The sequence below is a fragment of the Pseudomonas sp. TH34 genome, from assembly GCF_016650865.1.
Classification (GTDB): domain Bacteria; phylum Pseudomonadota; class Gammaproteobacteria; order Pseudomonadales; family Pseudomonadaceae; genus Aquipseudomonas; species Aquipseudomonas yamanorum.
The window spans coordinates 188,923-206,541 of the sequence record NZ_JAEKFB010000033.1 but is presented as its reverse complement, the minus strand read 5'-3'; the positions used below and the strand labels follow the sequence as shown (position 1 = coordinate 206,541).

The following is a 17,619-nucleotide window of genomic DNA, read 5'->3' as shown; positions in this document are numbered from 1 at the left end:
GACTCTGTTGATTATGCGGCTTTTCCCATAAGTTTCCTTTGCTCAGTTGTAGCTTTTTCGCATTGTCGATCAATGTAATCTGCTAGGTCTCTTATGTGTATGCCAAGCGCCGCTTTCTGGCTTTCTGGCTACCTGCGCCAAGAGGAGCGATTGGAATATCAATCTCGGCATCCAAACATTTTCGCCTGAATTTTTCGACTTTCAGATTCATATAATCATTGCAAATAATGTCTAGTGGGATTACGGCGCAGTCTTCGTATTGAGCCATCAGGAGGAATAGATGTGAACGGTACGGATTTATTTTACGCCTAATAATCTAGTTTCAATCTTAAATAAATCCGGCCCGTTTATTCAATCACCCGTGCGACGGAGAACCAGCGGGAGAGGGGAGCGGTTTGTAGGGGCATGAGGGATCAAAGTTAGCAAGGCGAATGGGGTGCAGTTTATTAGAGATAGATCCTGGGTGTGGGGAGGTCTTTCCACGCCGTTCACAATCTCTTTTCGTTTGGAATACGCCCACGTTCGCACGTTGATGATGCGTTGGTATAGTGGTCAGACCCCGACATTTGTTTTATTCGGGTGGACGTCGATTGAAACAAGTTAGATGACCGATGAGTTATCTAACTTGAACGCAGAACTAGACAGCTGGCGCGACTTTTTTTCCGTGAAGGGTTATTTGGACGTGAGGTGCCCCTTCTACTGTGCCGGATAGTGAAACTGTTCCACCTTCATAATCGATATTGCCGTTAGCATTTAGAAGGTAGTTGTCAACGCCTGCGACATTTGTATTGCCCGCACGCCACATGCTGACCTTAAACTGTCCAGTAAAAGCTCCTGAGGTAGTCGGTACTTGTCCTTGATAAAGATAGTTCGGGTCTCCTCCGTTAACGGAGCCGTCTTTGATTACTACGAGACCGTCTCCATGATCTGGGCGGTTAGATCTAAAAGCTACTGAAAAAATACCGTTAGACATTTTCATAATTCCTAGATTGATAGCGTTTTGATGCTAGCTCCCTGCTAGGAATTCGCAATTTATTAGGAAGGTTACATACGTGGAAATGTTACTTAATGTGTGTTCTGAGAAAAAAGTGGTCCGTAACCCTCCGGGAAATTTCCCACGCTTTTCTCAGCTTGTCCCTCAGACCTCGCATCGCTAACCTCCTCAAACCGCTGGAAAACCAGCGGCCGGATGTGGAAGTCCGTACCAGCTAAGACGCAATCGCCTATAAACACCAGCCGGCTTTTTTTCACGCCTGTATCATGTGTTTTGGCGGCTGTGCGCGGGGCACTTCGGTGCGCCGGGTCCTTAGCCCTGGTCTTCCACACCTGCGTACAGCTGCCACCCTCATGTGGAAGTGAGATTGGCAGTTCCTGAATAGTTAAGGAGCTTCGCCATGTACAAAGTCACGCCGAATCCGCCTCATGCCTCAACTGCTGCACCCACTGACGCCAAGCTTCAAGCTGCGGCTCAGCGTGCCATCCATCATTACTTGCCGTCATCTGATGAAGATGCACCCGCCGACCAGTCAAGCAACAACCTATTCCTCGTCAGCCCTGACATAGACACCGAAACTCTCCTAGCCAACGCCGCTGAAAACCTGGAATCCGCCAACCAAATGGCCGCGACCTTGGCTTTCGACCTCGATGAGCCCCATCGCGCCATAGTCTTGGGTATCCAGCAGCTAATCGACCTGAGTGCTCTACTCGTTGACCGAGCCTTGGAGCAAGTCGCGCCTGTAGGCAGCACGGCCACCGCCTGACGCCGAACCCTGCCGCCTTACCCCAAGGCGGCAACCTGAACCCATCCTGTCATCCAGCAAAGTTTCATAATTCCCTGCGCTTTTGAGGTCTACGATCCTCCTTAAGAGAGGACCTATACGCCTCCAGCCCAAAGGGAACTGAAAAATGATCTCCAATCTCGTCAAAGTCGTGATGGTCGCGGGCACGTTGCTGTTGGCCGCTTGTTCGACGGGTTCGTCGGACGTGAGTAGCGACCCGTGTTTTTCAGGGGGATGCCAGGCGTTTGGGGACCATAGCCCCAGCAAGGCCGCCAAGATGAATTTTGGGGGCAGCGCGCTGGGGAGCAGTTACGGGGAGTATGGTTCGGGGTTGATGCATGATGACTGAGTGAGTGGGTGGGGCAGTCATTTACTTGGTGACTGACCCACCGCTTTCGCGAGCAAGCCCGCTCCCACATTGGATCGTGGGTGGGGTTTGGAGGTGTGGCGTTAGTGGCCGCCTTTCATGCGGCGGGCGATCAGGTAGATGCCCAAACCCAGCAGTGCCGTGGCAGCGCCGATGTAACCCGTGCTGGTCCACCCATACCCCGCCGTAATCGCCATCCCACCGAACCACGGCCCCAGCGCATTCGCCAGGTTGAACGCCGCGTGGTTGGACGCCGCCGCCAGGCTCGGTGCCTCATGTGCAATGTCCATCAAGCGGATTTGCAGCGGCGCGGCCATGGCGATCATGGTGCCGACCAGGCCAATACCCAGCAGTACGCTCCACAGCGAACTCGCGGCAAAGGTGAAGAAGATCAGCACGGCCATCGACCACACCATGATCCAACCCACTGCGCGAAATTGCAGGCGGTCAAACAGTTTGCCGCCGGCGATGTTGCCGATGATGCCGCCTACGCCAAACGCGGCCAGACCGAAGGGAATCCACTGCGGCGAGACTTTGGTCACTTCGAGCATTGTCGGCGCCAGGTAGCTGAACACGCAGAACATCCCGGCAAACCCTATAGCGCCAATGGACAGCGCCATCCACACCTGCGGTTTGGTGAAAGCGCGCAGTTCTTTGCGCGGGTCGCTGCGGGGTTCGTCGTGGCGATCCGGTACGAATTGCCAGACCAGCGCGATGGTGCACAGGGCAATGGCGCTGACCAGTGCGAACGCCGAGCGCCAGCCCAGGTGTTGACCGAGGAAGGTGGCGATGGGGTTGCCGAGCAGCATGGCCAGGGTCAGGCCCATCATCACCCGCGCGACGGCGCCGGCACGTTTGTCGTTGGGCACCATGCTGGAGGCGACCACGGCGGCGATGCCGAAGTAGGCGCCGTGGGGCAGGCCGCTGATAAAGCGGAAGGCCACCAGCGAGCCGAAGGTTGGGGTAAACGCGGTGGCCAGGTTGCCGAGGGCATACAGCCCCATCAGCAGCAGGAGCATGTGTTTGCGCAGCAACTTGGCGCCGAGGATGGCCAGCAGCGGCGCGCCGACCATCACGCCCAACGCATAGGCGCTGATGGCATGGCCCACTTGCGGCTCACTGAGGTTGAGGTTGTGGGCGATGTCGGGCATCAGGCCCATGATGGCGAATTCGCCGGTGCCGATAGCGAACGCGCCCACGGCCATGGCAGCTTCCATTTTGGCGGCGCTGCGCGCGGGCAGCACGTGCCCGGGTGTTTGGTGGATAGACATGGATCGCTCTGTTTGGATGGATGACACGGTGGAGAGCCGCCGATGCTACGCAAGCAGCGACGAAGGTGTCTAGAACAGCCTTTTTCGGCAGAGTTCCCTCCCTGTGACCCCACGTCGCGCCTGTCGAGCTTGACACTGGGGCGTTAAAACCCGCGATTTAGAGCTGTCAATTGGCCAAACAGCGCATACCGGCTGTTTGCCGTGATATTCTGCGCGCCGTCTTGGTCTAGTCTTTCTCCGGTGCGTACACCCGTATACGTCCCGGCGGTTGGCTGTCGCCCAGGTAGCTGAAGCCAATAATGATAAGAAGTCAGCGCAGAAGGGACATAAAAGTGAGGTCGATACGTCGGCCTTGTGTGCCCACCCTGCGGTCCCCGAATGAATGTGCAAACCCCGCGGTGCGTTGCCTGGCGCAGCGTGATTGAGGGTTGCCCATGATCAGGGGCGGTGGGGCGGATGGCGTTTTATCATAGGTGCTACTGATGTTTAAAAAAGTAAACACTGCCCTGCTGGGGCTGGCTTTGTCGATGGGGATCACTTCCGTTCACGCGGAAGAGGCAAAGAAAGTCGATGTGCTGCTGATCGGCGGCGGCATCATGAGTGCAACCCTGGGTGTGTGGCTCAATGAGTTGCAACCGGATTGGTCGATGGAGATGGTCGAGCGCCTTGATGGCGTGGCCGAAGAAAGCTCCAACGGCTGGAACAACGCCGGTACCGGTCACTCGGCTTTGGCTGAGTTGAACTACACCCCGGAAGACAAGAACGGCAACGTTGAAATCCCGAAAGCGGTCGAGATCAACGAAGCGTTCCAGATCTCCCGTCAGTTCTGGTCCTGGCAGGTTCAGCAGGGCGTCCTGAAGAACCCGCGTTCGTTCATCAACTCCACTCCGCACATGAGCTTCGTGTGGGGCGATGACAACATCAAGTTCCTGAAGAAGCGTTACGAAGCGCTGCAAGCGAGCCCGCTGTTCGCCGGCATGCAGTACTCCGAAGACCCGGTTCAGATCAAGAAGTGGGTCCCGCTGATGATGGAAGGGCGTGACCCGAACCAGAAAATCGCGGCCACCTGGACCCCGATCGGTACGGACGTGAACTTCGGCGAGATCACCCGCCAGTTCGTCGCTCACCTGCAAACCACGCCGAAGTTCGACCTGAAACTGTCGAGCGAAGTGCAGGACATCACCAAGAACGCCGACGGTTCGTGGCGCGTCAGCTACAAGAACCTGAAAGACGGCACCAAGACTGAAACCGACGCCAAGTTCGTGTTCATCGGCGCGGGCGGCGGTGCACTGCACCTGCTGCAGAAGTCGGGCATTCCTGAAGCCAAGGAATACGCGGGCTTCCCTGTGGGCGGTTCGTTCCTGGTAACCGATAACCCAACGATTGCCGAGCAGCACCTGGCCAAGGCCTACGGTAAAGCTTCGGTTGGCGCACCGCCGATGTCGGTTCCGCACCTGGACACCCGCGTGCTGGATGGCAAGCGCGTGATTCTGTTTGGCCCATTCGCGACCTTCTCGACCAAGTTCCTGAAAGAAGGCTCGTACCTGGACCTGCTGACCAGCACCACCACCCACAACATCTGGCCAATGACCAAAGTCGGTATCCGCGAATACCCACTGGTCGAGTACCTCGCTGGCCAACTGATGCTGTCGGATGACGACCGCTTCAAGGCGCTGCAAGAGTACTTCCCGAACGCCAAGAAAGAAGACTGGCGCCTGTGGCAAGCCGGTCAGCGTGTGCAGATCATCAAGCGTGACGAAGAGCAGGGCGGCGTCCTGAAACTCGGTACCGAAGTGGTCAGCTCGGCTGACAACACCATTGCAGGCCTGCTGGGTGCATCGCCAGGCGCGTCCACCGCGGCTCCGATCATGCTGACCGTGCTGCAGAAAGTGTTCAAGGAACAGGTTGCTTCCCCGGCCTGGCAGGAAAAGCTGCACCAGATCGTGCCTAGCTACGGCACCAAGCTGAACGACAGCCCGGAAGCTGTGGCTAAAGAATGGGCCTACACCGCCAACATTCTGCAGCTGACGCCTCCGCCAGCGATTCCGCAACTGACTGCTCCAAAAGCCACCGAGGCTGCCAAGCCTGCGGCTGAGCCGAGCAAGCCAGCTTCTGACATCGCGTTGTAAGACGTTGGCGAGGTCCTGATTCAGGATCAACCCGATGTAAAAAAAGCCCGCTGAACCGGTAACGGTCAGCGGGCTTTTTTGCAGGTGTTACCAGCGCGCGGGCAACTCGACCTGGCGCTCTGCAGCCGCCAACGCTGCCTTCAGTCCTTCTTTATCCAGAGGTATGCAGTACGCCGGCTTGGCGCGTTCAAACCGCCAGCTCTCATCCAGTCCGCCGGCATCTACGGCGTCGAAGCCGATCTCGTCCAGCAGGGCGATGACTTGCGCCTTGGCCGCCGGGTCATCCGCTGCGACCGGGAGCGCACGCCGGTCCGGCGCACCGCGGGTGCGGGCGTCCTGGGTCAGGTCCGGCGCCAGGATGGCATTGAACACTTTCACCACCTTCGACTGCGACAGGTGCTCGGCCACCAACCGGCTGGTGGTGGTTTCAAAACGGTCGAGCACGGGAATATGGCCGCCGCGATTCGGGTAGTAGTTGTTGGCATCCATCACGGTTTTGCCTTCCAGCCACTGCGCCGGCACGCTGCGGTAGTGCTCGAACGGAATGGCCAGCAGCACTGATTCGCCAAATTGCGCCGCCTCTTGCGCGGTGCCCACTTGAACCCCGCGAATGCCACTCAGCACGCTGCTCATGGACTGCGGGCCACGGGAGTTGCTCAACATCACTTCATGGCCGGCGGCCAACGCCAATTGCGCAACAGCGCGTCCGATAAAGCCTGCTCCGATGATGCCAATTTTCATGTCGGTGCTCCTTCGTTGAGAGAGCCGTTATGATGATTGGCTACTGGATGGGGATAAATGCCCGTTCGGGTCTGGGTGTTGTTACTGGGAGTGGTGAATGATGGATCGCCTTTCAAGCATGAGTGCCTTTGTGATGGCTGCCGAGCTGGGGTCCTACGCCCGGGCCGCCGAGCGCCTGGAAATGTCGCCGCAGATGGTGGCCAAGCATGTGGCGGCCCTGGAGCAGCGGCTGGGCGCGCGTTTGCTCAACCGCACCACACGCCGGCAAAGCCTGACGGAACTGGGAAGCGCGTACTACGAACGTTGCAAACATATCCTGACGGAAGCAGAGGCGGCGGACTCCCTCGCGCAGATGATGAACGACACGCCACGGGGCAAGCTCAAGGTCAGCGCGCCCGTGACTTTTGGCTCTTACAGCCTGATGCCACTGGTGACCGAATTTTTACGGGACAATCCCGAGGTCGAAATCGACCTGCACCTGACCGACCGGTTTGTCGACCTGGTGGAGGAGGGCTACGAGGTGGCGTTTCGCATCGGCCCGCTGGCGAACAGCAGTCTTACCGCCAGGCCGCTGCAGCCCTATCGCCTGGTGGTCTGCGCGTCGCCGGAATACCTGGCCGAGCGAGGCACGCCAGTGACGCCCGCAGACCTTGAACACCACGAGTACCTGGGATACGCCTACTGGTCACGCCCGGCTGATCGCGAATGGTCGTTCTACCAAGGTTCCATCCTGCACAAGGCCCAGGTCGCCAGCCGCCTGCATGTGAATGAAAGCCGGGCGTTGATGACTGCGGCGCTGGATGGTTTTGGGATTGTCCTGGGGCCAGAAGAATTTTTACGCTCGGCTCTGAAGCGTGGCGAACTGGTGCGCTTGCTGCCAGAGTTTGAAGCGCCAAGCCGGCAGATGCATCTGCTCTACACGGCAAACCGCCAGCGCACCGCCAAGCTGCGGCGATTTGTCGACGCGGTGCTGCTGCGTTTCGGCCCGCCCTAAACGCTGTAGCCGGCTTTGACCTGCTCATGCACATGCAGCGCCAACAGGTTGCTGCTATCGCACAGCAAATACAGGTGATGCACCGGCAACGGCGGCAACTCTGCCCCGGCGATCACCCGCGTCAATCCCTTGCCCATCCGGCTCTCTTCCACCAAACCCACCGCCATCCCGCTGCGGATGCAGGCTTCAACGGCCGGCGAACTCGCGCTTTCCAGCAGCACCCGATAGTAAGTGCCGTGCTCTTTCAGGGCCCGAATCGCTGCGGCGCGATAGGGGCAACCTGACAGTTGCACGGCAATCGGCAGGGGCGCCTGCGGTGGATAGCTGAAGTGTTCGGCGGCGACCCATAGCGGCTGGATTTCCCCCAGGCGCTCGCCTTGCTCCAAGGGCTGGGCGCTGACAATCAGGGCCAGGTCCAGCTGCTTGCTGCTGAACAACGTCAACAGTTCGCCACTCGAGCGCGCTTCTACCTCCAGCTCCAACAGTGGGTTGTCGGCGACCAGGCGGGGCAGAAATTCCTGCATGAAGTCCGGGGCATATGAATCAGGTAGACCCAGGCGGATTTTGCCCTGCATGCGTTGCGGTGTGAGCGAGGCCAGCAAGCGGTCGTGGCTCTTGAGAAACTCGGTGGTATCGCCCAGAAGTTTCCTGCCGTACATGGTCAGCTCAACCCCTTGGTTGCTGCGGCTGAACAGGCGTTGGCCGACCTGATCTTCGAGCTTTTTGATTTGCGTGGTCACCGTCGAAGCACTGCGGTGCACGTGATTGGCCGCTTCGTTGAATCGCTGAAAGCGGGCAACGGCGTGGAAGGTACGCAGTAGATCGATGTTCAGTTGTTTGCTCATGATTCCACTTTTCAGGATTAGTGGTGCAGCTTATTCAAATATACAGAATCATGCGCGGCCCTTAGCCTTTTGGTCAATCAAGCGAACCGGAGGCTCAATGAAACGATCGACCTTAGGGCTGCTGCTGTTACAGATGGTGTTCGTCCTGTCCTGGAGTTCGGGCTTTATCGGCGCGAAATTGGCGACCCAGAGCGACGGCATTTTCAATGTGCTGTTCTGGCGTTTTTTACTGGTGTCGTTGTGCCTGGCGCTGTTTTTGAACGTGCGGCTGCTGAAGGTTTACTGGGCGCAGATCCGCCATCATGTGGTGATTGGTTTCCTCTCGCAGTTTCTGTATTTGACCTGTGTCTACGTGGCGATCCAGAACGGCTTGCCGCCGGGGATAGCGGCGATCATCGCGGCATTGCAGCCGTTGATGACGGCAGCGCTGTCATCGGGCAGCGTGGTCGAGCGCAGTGGTGGCTGGCAATGGCTGGGGTTGATGATCGGTTTTACCGGCGTGTCGATTGTGATCGCGGGTCAGTACCGCAACAGCGGGGTCGAAGTCGGGTTGGTCATGTATTTACTGCCCCTGGTGTCGGCGCTCGGTCTGACCTTGGCCACGCTGTACGAACGCCGGTCGGCCCAGACTCAGTCCGGTGACCTCGGCCTGGCGCTGTTTATTCAGTCATTGCTGACCTTGATCGGATTTGCGGCGGCAGTGCTTTACACCGATACGCTGAGCATTCCCCGGGCTCCCGATGTGTGGGTCTCCATCATTTGGCTGACGGTGTTTTCAACCTTCGTGGCGTACCTGAGTTTGTGGATGTTGCTGCGGTTCATGACAGCCACCCATGTGGCGGCCCTGGTATACCTGGAGCCACCGGTGACACTGGTGTGGGCGGCACTCATGTTTGGCGATGTGATTTATGCATCGACGTATATAGGAATCGTCGTGGTGGTGGCGGGGCTGATTTTGGTGCGTTTGAAGCAACCGGTCGCAGCGTGTACATCCTGAAAAGGTCAGTTTTTCTTTACCTACCGTCCACCCGTGGGTTCAGCAAGCTGACAGTTGGCACCTGTTAAAAAGTCTTATAGCCAAGCAGGAGCGCGGCTGGAACAAGGGGGCATTTTTTCTGGTGTAAACGCTGGGCGGTGACGCCCGAGGATTCTGTATGTTGTTACGTTATGCGGCATTGGCGGCTCTGGTCGTCGCGGCTTCCGGGTGTGTAGAGGAGCGGGTCGTGCATGATCGACGACCGGTGCAGCGTGAATATGTAGAAGTCGTCGCGCCGCAACCGCCGCCGGTGCAGGTCATTGAGGTCGAGCCGGAAGGGCGGCCAGGTTACCTGTGGTCGCGTGGCTACTGGCGTTGGGAAGGTGGGCGCTATGTGGCGGTGCATGGTCACTGGGAGCCGGAGCGCCCGGGTTATCGCTATGTGCATCCGCATTGGGTACAGCGCAATGACGGCTATCACTGGCAAGGCGGCGGTTGGGTTCGCTGACCGTTTTTCCGTAATTTAAATCGGCTTCTTCGTACCCAGAAGCCGAACTTCCCTGAGCAGCGCCGCGCCTAACTGGCCGGTGCCAAGCTCCTTGTAACCTACAGCTTTAACATCGCCATTCTCTTCCGCCTGGATGAGGATCACTGGTGTTTCCTTGCCGGTGCCTTCGTCGACATGCATGGCGTACTGCGGGATATCCAGCTTGATCGGCGTGCCTGCCGCCTTGCCCTTCACATTGATCAGAAACGCCGCACAACCGGTGTCCACATCCTGACTGGTAGCGGAGCGCCCGCTGACGAAGCAGGTGTCGGGCAGGTCGGGCCAGGTGATGGCTTCGGCGAGGGCGAGGGAGGGCATCAGCGTCAGGAAAAGTAGCGGAAGTTTGCGCACTTTGGTTCTTCCAGATTTGGGTCAGTCGTCATGCATATGACGTGGATAGGCCAAAGGTTACGCGAACCGTGAAAGAGAGTTCCAGCCAGCCAGGAGGATTTTGATGCCTGCTTGGCGCAGGCGTGTGTCATTTGATCAATGCTGATCGGTTTGTCGAGGCAAAGAATCAGACCTTATCAGCGCTTGAACGCTGACTGTTGTGGGTTGAGGCTCAGGTTTGTTGTTCATTGACCAGGTTCCTTGGGCAAACTTTTGGATGCGCTGAGTAGCGCCAGGCGGTAAAAAGATAGCCCAACCGCTTTCTTCCCGGCATCGAATACTGCTGCTCAAAGAGATACAACATATGACCGACCGCCACCTCATCATCCCCACCTCCATGCACCCCATCGTCGAACGCGCCGGCTACGTCCCGGCGGTAAAAGTCGGCAAGACCCTGTACTGCGCAGGCCAGGTCGGCCGCACGGAAAACCTGGAAGTCATCACCGACCCCGAGGCGCAGTTCATCGCAGCCTGGGAGAGCCTGCGGCTGGTATTGGAGGAGGGTGGGTGCACCTTCGAAGACGTGGTCGACATGACCACCTACCACGTGAACCTGAGCGAACACATGGCGGTTTTCCGTGAAGTGAAAAACCGCGTGTTCCCCCGAGGGTTGTGCGCCTGGACGGTCATTGGCGTATCAGAACTGGCCAATCCAGGCTTGCTGCTGGAGATCAAGTGCGTAGCGGTTCAGCGCTGACTCACTGCACCACGCGGTAGCACGGCACGTAGGCGGCGCCGCCTGGCAGTTTCATCCGGTGCTGCTCCACAAACGCCTTCAGCAACTCGTCCAGCGGCTTCATGATCGCCGGGTCGCCATGGATCTCATACGGCCCGTTCTGCTCGATCAGGCGGATGCCCTTGTCCTTGACGTTGCCCGCCACAATCCCCGAGAACGCTCGGCGCAGATTGGCCGCCAGTTCATGGGGCGGCAGGGCGTGGCTCAGTTGCAGGCTGGCCATGTTGGCATGGGTCGGATCGAACGGGCGCTGGAAGCCTTCGTCGATCTTCAGCAGCCAGTTGAAGTGGAACGCGTCGTTGCGCTCGCGGCGGAACTGTTTGACCGCTTTCAAGCCGACGGTCATCTGCCGTGCTACTTCAGCCGGGTCGTCGATGATGATCTGGTAGTGGGCTTGGGCCGCTTCGCCGAGGGTTGCGCCGACAAACGCGTGCAGCTGTTGCAGGTACGGCGCGGCGTGTTTCGGCCCGGTGAGGATCACCGGAAACGGCACGTCGCGGTTGTCCGGGTGCATCAGGATGCCCAGCAGGTACAGGAACTCCTCGGCAGTGCCGGCGCCGCCCGGGAAGATGATGATGCCGTGGCCGACGCGCACGAAGGCTTCCAGGCGCTTTTCGATGTCCGGCAAAATCACCAGCTCATTGACGATCGGGTTCGGCGCCTCGGCGGCGATGATCCCGGGCTCGGTCAGGCCCAGGTAGCGCCCGCCGGTAATGCGTTGCTTGGCGTGGGAAATGGTCGCGCCCTTCATCGGGCCTTTCATCACGCCGGGGCCGCATCCGGTGCACACGTCGAGGCTGCGCAGGCCGAGTTCGTGGCCGACTTTCTTGGTGTATTTGTATTCTTCGGTATTGATCGAGTGCCCGCCCCAGCACACCACGATCTTCGGCTCGACGCCCGGGCGCAGGGTGCGGGCGTTGCGCAGCAGGTGGAACACGTAGTCGGTGATGCCCTGGGAACTGCTCAGGTCGATGCGCTGGCTGTCCAGTTCGTTTTCGGTGTAGACGATGTCACGCAGGGCGCTGAACAGCATTTCCCGGGTGCTGGCGATCATTTCGCCATCGACGAAGGCGTCGGCCGGGGCGTTCAGCAGTTCCAGGCGCACGCCACGGTCCTGCTGGTGGATGCGCACTTCGAAATCTTTATAGGCGTCGAGGATGGTCTTGGCGTTGTCGATGTGCGCGCCGGTGTTGAGAATGGCCAGGGCGCATTGACGGAAGAGGGTGTAGATGCTGCCGGTACCGGCTTCGCTCAGTTGCTGGACTTCACGTTGCGACAGCGTTTCAAGGCTGCCTTTAGGGCTTACGGAGGCATTGATGACTTGTCTTTGGGGCATTCTGATTCCCTGAAAGCACGGCCACCGGACCATACATGGCCAGTGGCTTGAGGATAGTGCGCGCCGTTTTCGGTCGCATTGGACTGGCATTTTCCCCGGCACTGGAGCCGAGCGCAAACACCGTCGCGCACCATCATGCCGCAGAAGTTACTGAATCAGCTTCCAGTTTTTGTAGAAAAACCGCCGCAAGGTAAAGACCGCTCCGGCAAAGCCCGCGATCAGGCCGTTGAGCAACGACGGCACCAGGGTTGGCCGCACGATGTCGATGAACAGGCAGTAGCGCTTGGCGTCGTTCTTGTTGAAGGAGGCGTGCATCAGCGTGTCGTCGAAGATAAACAGCGGGTCATCGTGCCAGTAGTGCTTGTGCTTGCCGACCTGGATGTAGACGCCGTCGTGATGGGGCGCCGGTGCCATGTTGTAGAGCACGCGGAACATCATGCGCAGCGGGCCGAAGTGAAACGAGGTGGAACGGTTTTCGTTGAACACCGACACGCCGATGGTTTTCACGTAGGGCAGTTTTTCCCGCAGTTGAGGGATATCCAGGGTGGTCTCGATCGGGCGGCCGTACCATTGGAAAAACAGCATGCCGCGTTTTTTCTCGGCCATGCGCTCATCCAGGTACTGGATGATCTCGTCTTTGTTGGCCATGGCGTCGTCGATCACCTTTTGCAGGTCTTCGCGCCAGGCCGGCGGCAGGTCGTTCATTTTATAAACGTGGCGATTACGCTGGCTCAACAAATCGAACAGCGTGTTGAACGGTGCCAGCAGCCAGGTATTGCGCCCGTTGCCGATGAAATACTTCTTGATGGTCGCGCTGTCATACAGGCCATTGCGCAGGAAGTCATACAGTCCACAGAACACCACCAGCAGCAGAAACACCAGGGTGGTCTTCGGGAAGCAATAAATGAACAGCAATACGCCAAGGACCCAAGCGGCGGATGCCAGGCGTTTGCGGATGACACTCTTACTCATGAAACTGGGCTCCATCGGACGGTTTTCGATTGCTTCAAAACCGTCCGCGATTGACTGGCAGGCCAGGCAAAGGAGTCAGTCAACCCGTGGGCATCATGCCCGAGCCGAAACATATCGAAATAATATGGTCATGATAGGGTGTTATCGCCCTCACGTGGCGTTTTAAATGCTGGAAATTTGTGAAGTCGCAGCACAGATTTTTACCGTTGTCCCTCTAAAATGCCTCGGCGGATGGTCAGGTCGGCGGTGTTGCGGATAGCATTTTGTGAACAGAAGATTTGCGACTATCGTGACGCTTCGGTTTTCCGGGCGTCATAGACCGGTACGATTGACGCTGTAATGGCCACCATTGGCCTTCGGCACCTTGGAAGAGGCAGAAATTTTATGATCATCAAACCGCGGGTTCGTGGCTTTATCTGTGTGACCGCTCACCCGGTTGGCTGTGAAGCGAATGTCAAAGAGCAGATCGACTACGTGACCGAACACGGTGCCATTGAAGGCGGCCCGAAAAAGGTGCTGGTCCTCGGGGCTTCCACCGGCTACGGCCTGGCTGCGCGCATCAGCGCGGCCTTTGGCTGCGGCGCCGACACCCTGGGCGTGTTTTTTGAGAAAGAAGGCGAAGAAGGCAAGCTCAGCTCTGCCGGCTGGTACAACAGCGCCGCGTTCGAGAAGTTTGCGCTGGAAAAAGGCCTGTACGCCAAGAGCATCAACGGCGATGCGTTCTCTGACGAGATCAAGCGCCTGACCATCGAAACCATCAAGAAAGACCTGGGCAAGATCGACCTGGTGGTCTACAGCCTGGCCGCGCCACGCCGTACAGACCCGCAAGGCGTGGTGCACAACTCCACCCTGAAACCGATCGGCAAGGCCGTGACCCTGCGCGGCATCAACACCGACAAGGGCGTCGTGGTCGACACCACCCTTGAGCCGGCCACCCAGGAAGAAATCGACGGCACCGTGAAAGTCATGGGCGGCGAAGACTGGCAGCTGTGGATCGACGCCCTGCGTGACGCCGACGTGTTGGCCGAAGGCGCCAAGACCACTGCGTTCACCTACCTTGGCGAGAAGCTGACCCAGGATATCTACTGGAACGGCTCCATCGGCGAAGCCAAGAAGGACCTCGACAAGAAAGTCCTGACCCTGCGCGAAAACCTGGCGGCACTGAAGGGCGATGCCCGTGTGTCGGTACTCAAGGCCGTAGTGACCCAGGCCAGCTCGGCGATCCCGATCATGCCGCTGTACCTGTCGCTGCTGTTTAAAGTGATGAAAGAGCAGGGTACCCACGAAGGTTGCATCGAGCAGGTCTACGGCCTGTTCAAGGACAGCCTGTATGGCAAAGAGCCCAAGCTCGACGCCGACGGCCGCCTGCGTGCGGACCTCGCGGAACTTGAGCCGAAGGTTCAGGACGCGGTAGCGGCCCTGTGGAATCAGGTCTCTGACGACAACGTCAACGAGATCAGCGATTTTGCCGGCTACAAGGCGGAGTTCCTGCGCCTGTTCGGTTTCGAGATCGACGGCGTGGACTACGACGCTGACGTCAATCCGACCGTGAAGATCAAGGGCCTGGTTCAGGCTTAAGCGCTTCGGGTAATGAAAAAGCGGCCTCCAGGGGCCGCTTTTTTGTGCGCGTCATGCCAGACTGCGGCCGTTATCACACCCACGCTAACGGAGGATCTTCATGACGATTCGTGCAGTCGTTTTTGATTTCGGCGGTGTCCTGTTCGACTGGAACCCGCACCATCTCTACCGCCAGCTGATTGCCGACGACCATGAGCGCCAGCAGTTTCTGGACACGGTCTGCACCCAGGCCTGGAACACCGAGCAGGACGCCGGGCGCAGCCTGGCCGAGGCGACCCGCACGCTGATTGCCGAGCATCCACAGCACGAACCCTTGATCCAGGCGTATTACGACCGCTGGCACGAGATGCTGCGGGGCGCATTGCCGGAGGGTGTGGCGATCCTCGAAGCCTTGCATGAGGCAAAGATGCCGCTGTTCGGCCTCACCAACTGGTCCGCCGAAACCTTTCCCTATGCCCGGGCCAACTACCCGTTCCTGCAATATTTTCGCGACATCGTGGTGTCCGGCGAAATCAAGTTGATCAAGCCCGATCCCGCGATCTACCACGCCAGCCTGGCTCAGGTGCGCGCCCATCTGCCGGATATCCAGCCGGGTGAAGTGGTGTTTATTGACGACGTAGCCGGCAATATCGAGGCGGCCATTGCGCTTGGTTGGCAAGGGATTCACCACGTATCTGCCGCGCAGACCCGTGAGCGCTTGATCGAACTGGGGGTGAGCCTCTAGCGCGCCCATTTCTCCATGACGAAATCCACAAAGGCCCGCAGCTTGGGCAGGCGATAGCGGTCTTGGGCGTACAGCAAATGCATGGGCCGGCTGGGCAGTTGGTAGGACGTCAGTAATGCCACCAGTTTCCCGGCCCGCAAGTCTGGCTCGACCAGGGCGTCAGGCAGCATCACGATGCCCATGCCTTCCAGGGCAGCCTGGCGCAAGGCCTGCGAACTGTTGATGGTCAATGAGCCGGAAACCGGAATTTCCACTTCGCCCTCTGCGCCGCGCATTCGCCACAACTTGTCGGCGTTGCGCCAATCGTCGGTCGCCGGGTAAGCGAACGCCAGGCAGTCATGTTGTTGCAGATCATCGGGGCGTCGAGGTGTGCCACGGCGCGCCAGGTACTCCGCAGAGGCGCAGAGGGTGATGGTGTAATCCTGCATGGGGCGGGCAATCAGGCTTGGAGCGTCCAGCTCGCCCAAGCGGATGGCCACGTCGAAGCCGCTGTCGACCATGTCCATCCGCTGGTTGCTCAGCACCACGTACAGCTTGATCTGTGGGTAGCGCCGGGAAAATTCGCTGAGCGCCGGTGCCAGGCGTTCGGTGCCAAAGGCCGGGGGGGCGGTGATCCGCAGCAGGCCCTTGGGCACGTCACTGTTGGCTTGTTCGGCCATCTGCTCGGAGTCGGCCACCAGGCCCAGCACCTCCAGGCACCGCTGGTAATAAATCCCGCCAAACTCGGTCAGGCTTTGCTTGCGGGTGGTGCGCTTGAGCAGGCTGACGCCCAGGCGTTGTTCCAGCGCGCGCAGGTGATTGCCGACCATGGTGGTGGACATGCCGCACGCCTGCGCCGCCGCCGTCATGCTGCCGGCTTCCACCACTTTCACGTACACCGTCATCGCCTGGAACAGATCCATTATCAAGCCCTGATTTAAAGTGATTGCAGTGTTGTGCAGTTTATCCAGCTCAGGTGGCTAACGATACTGGTGCCATCACTACGATGCACTGGAGCCTGATGCCATGACCGCCGCCTGCCTGATGACCACTTATCAACCGTCGCCCCTGAGCTTTACCCGTGGCCTTGGCACGCGCCTGTGGGACCAGCAGGGCCGTGAATACCTGGACGCGGTGGCCGGTGTGGCGGTGACCAACGTCGGTCATTCCCACCCACGGCTGGTGGCGGCCATCAGTGAGCAGGCGGGTTTGCTGCTGCACACCTCCAACCTTTACAGCATCGACTGGCAGCAGCGGCTGGCCCAACGACTGACCCAGCTTTCTGGTCTGGACCAGGCGTTCTTCAACAACTCCGGTGCCGAAGCCAACGAGACGGCACTGAAACTGGCCCGGCTGCATGGCTGGAAAAAGGGCATCGAACAGCCGCTGGTGGTGGTGATGGAGAATGCCTTTCACGGGCGCACCCTGGGCACCATGTCCGCCAGCGACGGGCCTTCCGTGCGGCTCGGGTTTCAACAGTTGCCGGGGGATTTTATCAAGGTTGGCTTTGGGGACTTGAAGGCCTTGGAAGCCGTGACCCAGAAGTTTGGTGCGCGGATTGTGGCGGTGCTGCTGGAGCCGATCCAGGGCGAAAGCGGTGTGCAGGTCGCGCCGCCGGGTTATCTGAAAGCCTTGCGCGAGCACTGCACCCGGCAAGGCTGGTTGTTGATGCTTGATGAGATCCAGACCGGGATCGGCCGCACGGGTCGCTGGTTTGCTTTCCAGCATGAAGGCATCTTGCCGGACGTGATGACTTTGGCCAAAGGCCTGGGCAACGGCGTGCCGATTGGCGCGTGCCTGGCGCGGGCCTCCTTTGCGCAGTTGTTCACCCCCGGCAGCCACGGCAGCACCTTTGGCGGCAACCCGCTGGCCTGTCGCGTCGGGTGTACGGTGCTGGAAATCATTGAAGAGCAAGGCTTGCTGGACAATGCGGCGCAACAGGGCGAGCGGCTGCTGGCGCGCCTGCGGGTGGAATTGAGTGAGCATCCCCAGGTGCTGGCGATTCGCGGGCAAGGGCTGATGATCGGCATCGAGCTGGCAAGCCCGCATCGCGACCTGGCCCAGCGTGCGGCGCAAGAGCATGGCCTGCTGATCAACGTCACGCGGGCCAAGATCATTCGCCTGCTGCCGCCGCTGACCCTCGATGCCAAGGAAGTGGAAATGATCGTGCGCGCACTTTCCCGGTTGCTGGACTAGACATGGATGAGGCTGACGCGGAGCGTCACTGGCTGCATTCCCACGCAGAGCGTGGGAACG

General features: G+C 59.1%; 18 protein-coding genes and 1 pseudogene. 10 read left to right on the top strand and 9 right to left on the bottom strand.

All coding sequences use genetic code 11. From position 1 onward, the window contains the following. Window positions 1–11: 11 nt before the first annotated feature. Both JFU58_RS26470 and JFU58_RS26465 read right to left on the bottom strand, forming a co-directional pair. Window positions 12–268, bottom strand: a pseudogene (locus tag JFU58_RS26470) (pyocin activator PrtN family protein). A 369-nt stretch (window positions 269–637) separates the two neighbouring features. Continuing rightward, window positions 638–973, bottom strand: a complete 336-nt coding sequence (locus JFU58_RS26465; protein ID WP_177026819.1) for a GrlR family regulatory protein — start codon at window positions 971–973, stop codon at window positions 638–640. 421 nt (window positions 974–1,394) lie between these two features. Here JFU58_RS26465 and JFU58_RS26460 point away from each other — a divergent pair, with 421 nt between their 5' ends. Together JFU58_RS26460 and JFU58_RS32360 are read left to right on the top strand one after the other, a co-directional pair. Further along, window positions 1,395–1,760: a DUF6124 family protein gene (locus JFU58_RS26460; RefSeq protein WP_017477275.1), complete on the top strand. Its 366-nt coding sequence runs from the start codon at window positions 1,395–1,397 to the stop codon at window positions 1,758–1,760. A 145-nt stretch (window positions 1,761–1,905) separates the two neighbouring features. After that, the gene (locus JFU58_RS32360) at window positions 1,906–2,127 is read left to right on the top strand and encodes a hypothetical protein (RefSeq protein WP_242488332.1); all 222 of its coding nucleotides are present in this window, start codon (window positions 1,906–1,908) and stop codon (window positions 2,125–2,127) included. A 101-nt stretch (window positions 2,128–2,228) separates the two neighbouring features. Here the strand turns inward: JFU58_RS32360 and JFU58_RS26455 are convergent, their stop codons facing one another. Continuing rightward, window positions 2,229–3,416: an MFS transporter gene (locus JFU58_RS26455; protein ID WP_201142742.1), complete on the bottom strand. Its 1,188-nt coding sequence runs from the start codon at window positions 3,414–3,416 to the stop codon at window positions 2,229–2,231. Between the two features lie 482 nt (window positions 3,417–3,898). Between JFU58_RS26455 and mqo the strand changes: the two genes are divergently transcribed. Then, a complete protein-coding gene (gene mqo / locus JFU58_RS26450; protein ID WP_201142741.1) occupies window positions 3,899–5,545 on the top strand; it encodes a malate dehydrogenase (quinone) in 1,647 nt (548 codons plus the stop codon). An 87-nt stretch (window positions 5,546–5,632) separates the two neighbouring features. Here the strand turns inward: mqo and JFU58_RS26445 are convergent, their stop codons facing one another. After that, a complete protein-coding gene (locus tag JFU58_RS26445; protein WP_201142740.1) occupies window positions 5,633–6,286 on the bottom strand; it encodes an NADPH-dependent F420 reductase in 654 nt (217 codons plus the stop codon). A gap of 97 nt (window positions 6,287–6,383) precedes the next feature. Between JFU58_RS26445 and JFU58_RS26440 the strand changes: the two genes are divergently transcribed. Next, on the top strand, window positions 6,384–7,280 hold the full coding sequence (locus tag JFU58_RS26440; protein ID WP_201142739.1) for a LysR family transcriptional regulator: 897 nt from the start codon (window positions 6,384–6,386) through the stop codon (window positions 7,278–7,280). Here JFU58_RS26440 and JFU58_RS26435 read toward each other — a convergent pair. Next, a complete protein-coding gene (locus JFU58_RS26435) occupies window positions 7,277–8,125 on the bottom strand; it encodes a LysR substrate-binding domain-containing protein (protein ID WP_201142738.1) in 849 nt (282 codons plus the stop codon). The two genes, JFU58_RS26440 and JFU58_RS26435, sit on opposite strands and share 4 nt — an antisense overlap. Before the next feature lie 97 nt (window positions 8,126–8,222). Here JFU58_RS26435 and JFU58_RS26430 point away from each other — a divergent pair, with 97 nt between their 5' ends. Together JFU58_RS26430 and JFU58_RS26425 are read left to right on the top strand one after the other, a co-directional pair. Then, the gene (locus JFU58_RS26430) at window positions 8,223–9,122 is read left to right on the top strand and encodes a DMT family transporter (protein ID WP_201142737.1); all 900 of its coding nucleotides are present in this window, start codon (window positions 8,223–8,225) and stop codon (window positions 9,120–9,122) included. A gap of 157 nt (window positions 9,123–9,279) precedes the next feature. Continuing rightward, the gene (locus JFU58_RS26425; RefSeq protein ID WP_063032202.1) at window positions 9,280–9,609 is read left to right on the top strand and encodes a YXWGXW repeat-containing protein; all 330 of its coding nucleotides are present in this window, start codon (window positions 9,280–9,282) and stop codon (window positions 9,607–9,609) included. 15 nt (window positions 9,610–9,624) lie between these two features. On the opposite strand, the gene JFU58_RS26420 is transcribed toward JFU58_RS26425, so the two are convergent. Beyond that, complete coding sequence (locus JFU58_RS26420; RefSeq protein WP_063034030.1) at window positions 9,625–9,966, bottom strand: hypothetical protein; 342 nt, start codon at window positions 9,964–9,966, stop codon at window positions 9,625–9,627. A gap of 376 nt (window positions 9,967–10,342) precedes the next feature. Between JFU58_RS26420 and JFU58_RS26415 the strand changes: the two genes are divergently transcribed. After that, window positions 10,343–10,735, top strand: coding sequence for a RidA family protein (locus JFU58_RS26415; protein ID WP_017477292.1), 393 nt, complete (start codon window positions 10,343–10,345; stop codon window positions 10,733–10,735). A gap of 1 nt (window position 10,736) precedes the next feature. Here JFU58_RS26415 and ppnN read toward each other — a convergent pair whose 3' ends face one another. After that, window positions 10,737–12,110: a nucleotide 5'-monophosphate nucleosidase PpnN gene (ppnN, locus tag JFU58_RS26410; RefSeq protein WP_003218868.1), complete on the bottom strand. Its 1,374-nt coding sequence runs from the start codon at window positions 12,108–12,110 to the stop codon at window positions 10,737–10,739. A gap of 147 nt (window positions 12,111–12,257) precedes the next feature. Then, entirely contained in the window at window positions 12,258–13,082 is an 825-nt protein-coding gene (locus JFU58_RS26405; protein WP_017477294.1) for an aspartyl/asparaginyl beta-hydroxylase domain-containing protein, read from the bottom strand. A 384-nt stretch (window positions 13,083–13,466) separates the two neighbouring features. Between JFU58_RS26405 and fabV the strand changes: the two genes are divergently transcribed. After that, entirely contained in the window at window positions 13,467–14,660 is a 1,194-nt protein-coding gene (fabV, locus tag JFU58_RS26400; protein WP_017477295.1) for an enoyl-ACP reductase FabV, read from the top strand. Between the two features lie 100 nt (window positions 14,661–14,760). After that, window positions 14,761–15,384 (top strand): HAD family hydrolase, encoded by a 624-nt coding sequence (locus JFU58_RS26395; protein WP_177026811.1) that lies wholly within the window; start codon window positions 14,761–14,763, stop codon window positions 15,382–15,384. Here JFU58_RS26395 and JFU58_RS26390 read toward each other — a convergent pair. Beyond that, window positions 15,381–16,286: a LysR family transcriptional regulator gene (locus tag JFU58_RS26390; RefSeq protein WP_201142736.1), complete on the bottom strand. Its 906-nt coding sequence runs from the start codon at window positions 16,284–16,286 to the stop codon at window positions 15,381–15,383. The two genes, JFU58_RS26395 and JFU58_RS26390, sit on opposite strands and share 4 nt — an antisense overlap. A 103-nt stretch (window positions 16,287–16,389) precedes the next feature. Between JFU58_RS26390 and JFU58_RS26385 the strand changes: the two genes are divergently transcribed. Continuing rightward, window positions 16,390–17,559 (top strand): aspartate aminotransferase family protein, encoded by a 1,170-nt coding sequence (locus tag JFU58_RS26385; RefSeq protein ID WP_201142735.1) that lies wholly within the window; start codon window positions 16,390–16,392, stop codon window positions 17,557–17,559. The last annotated feature ends 60 nt before the right edge of the window (window positions 17,560–17,619 follow it).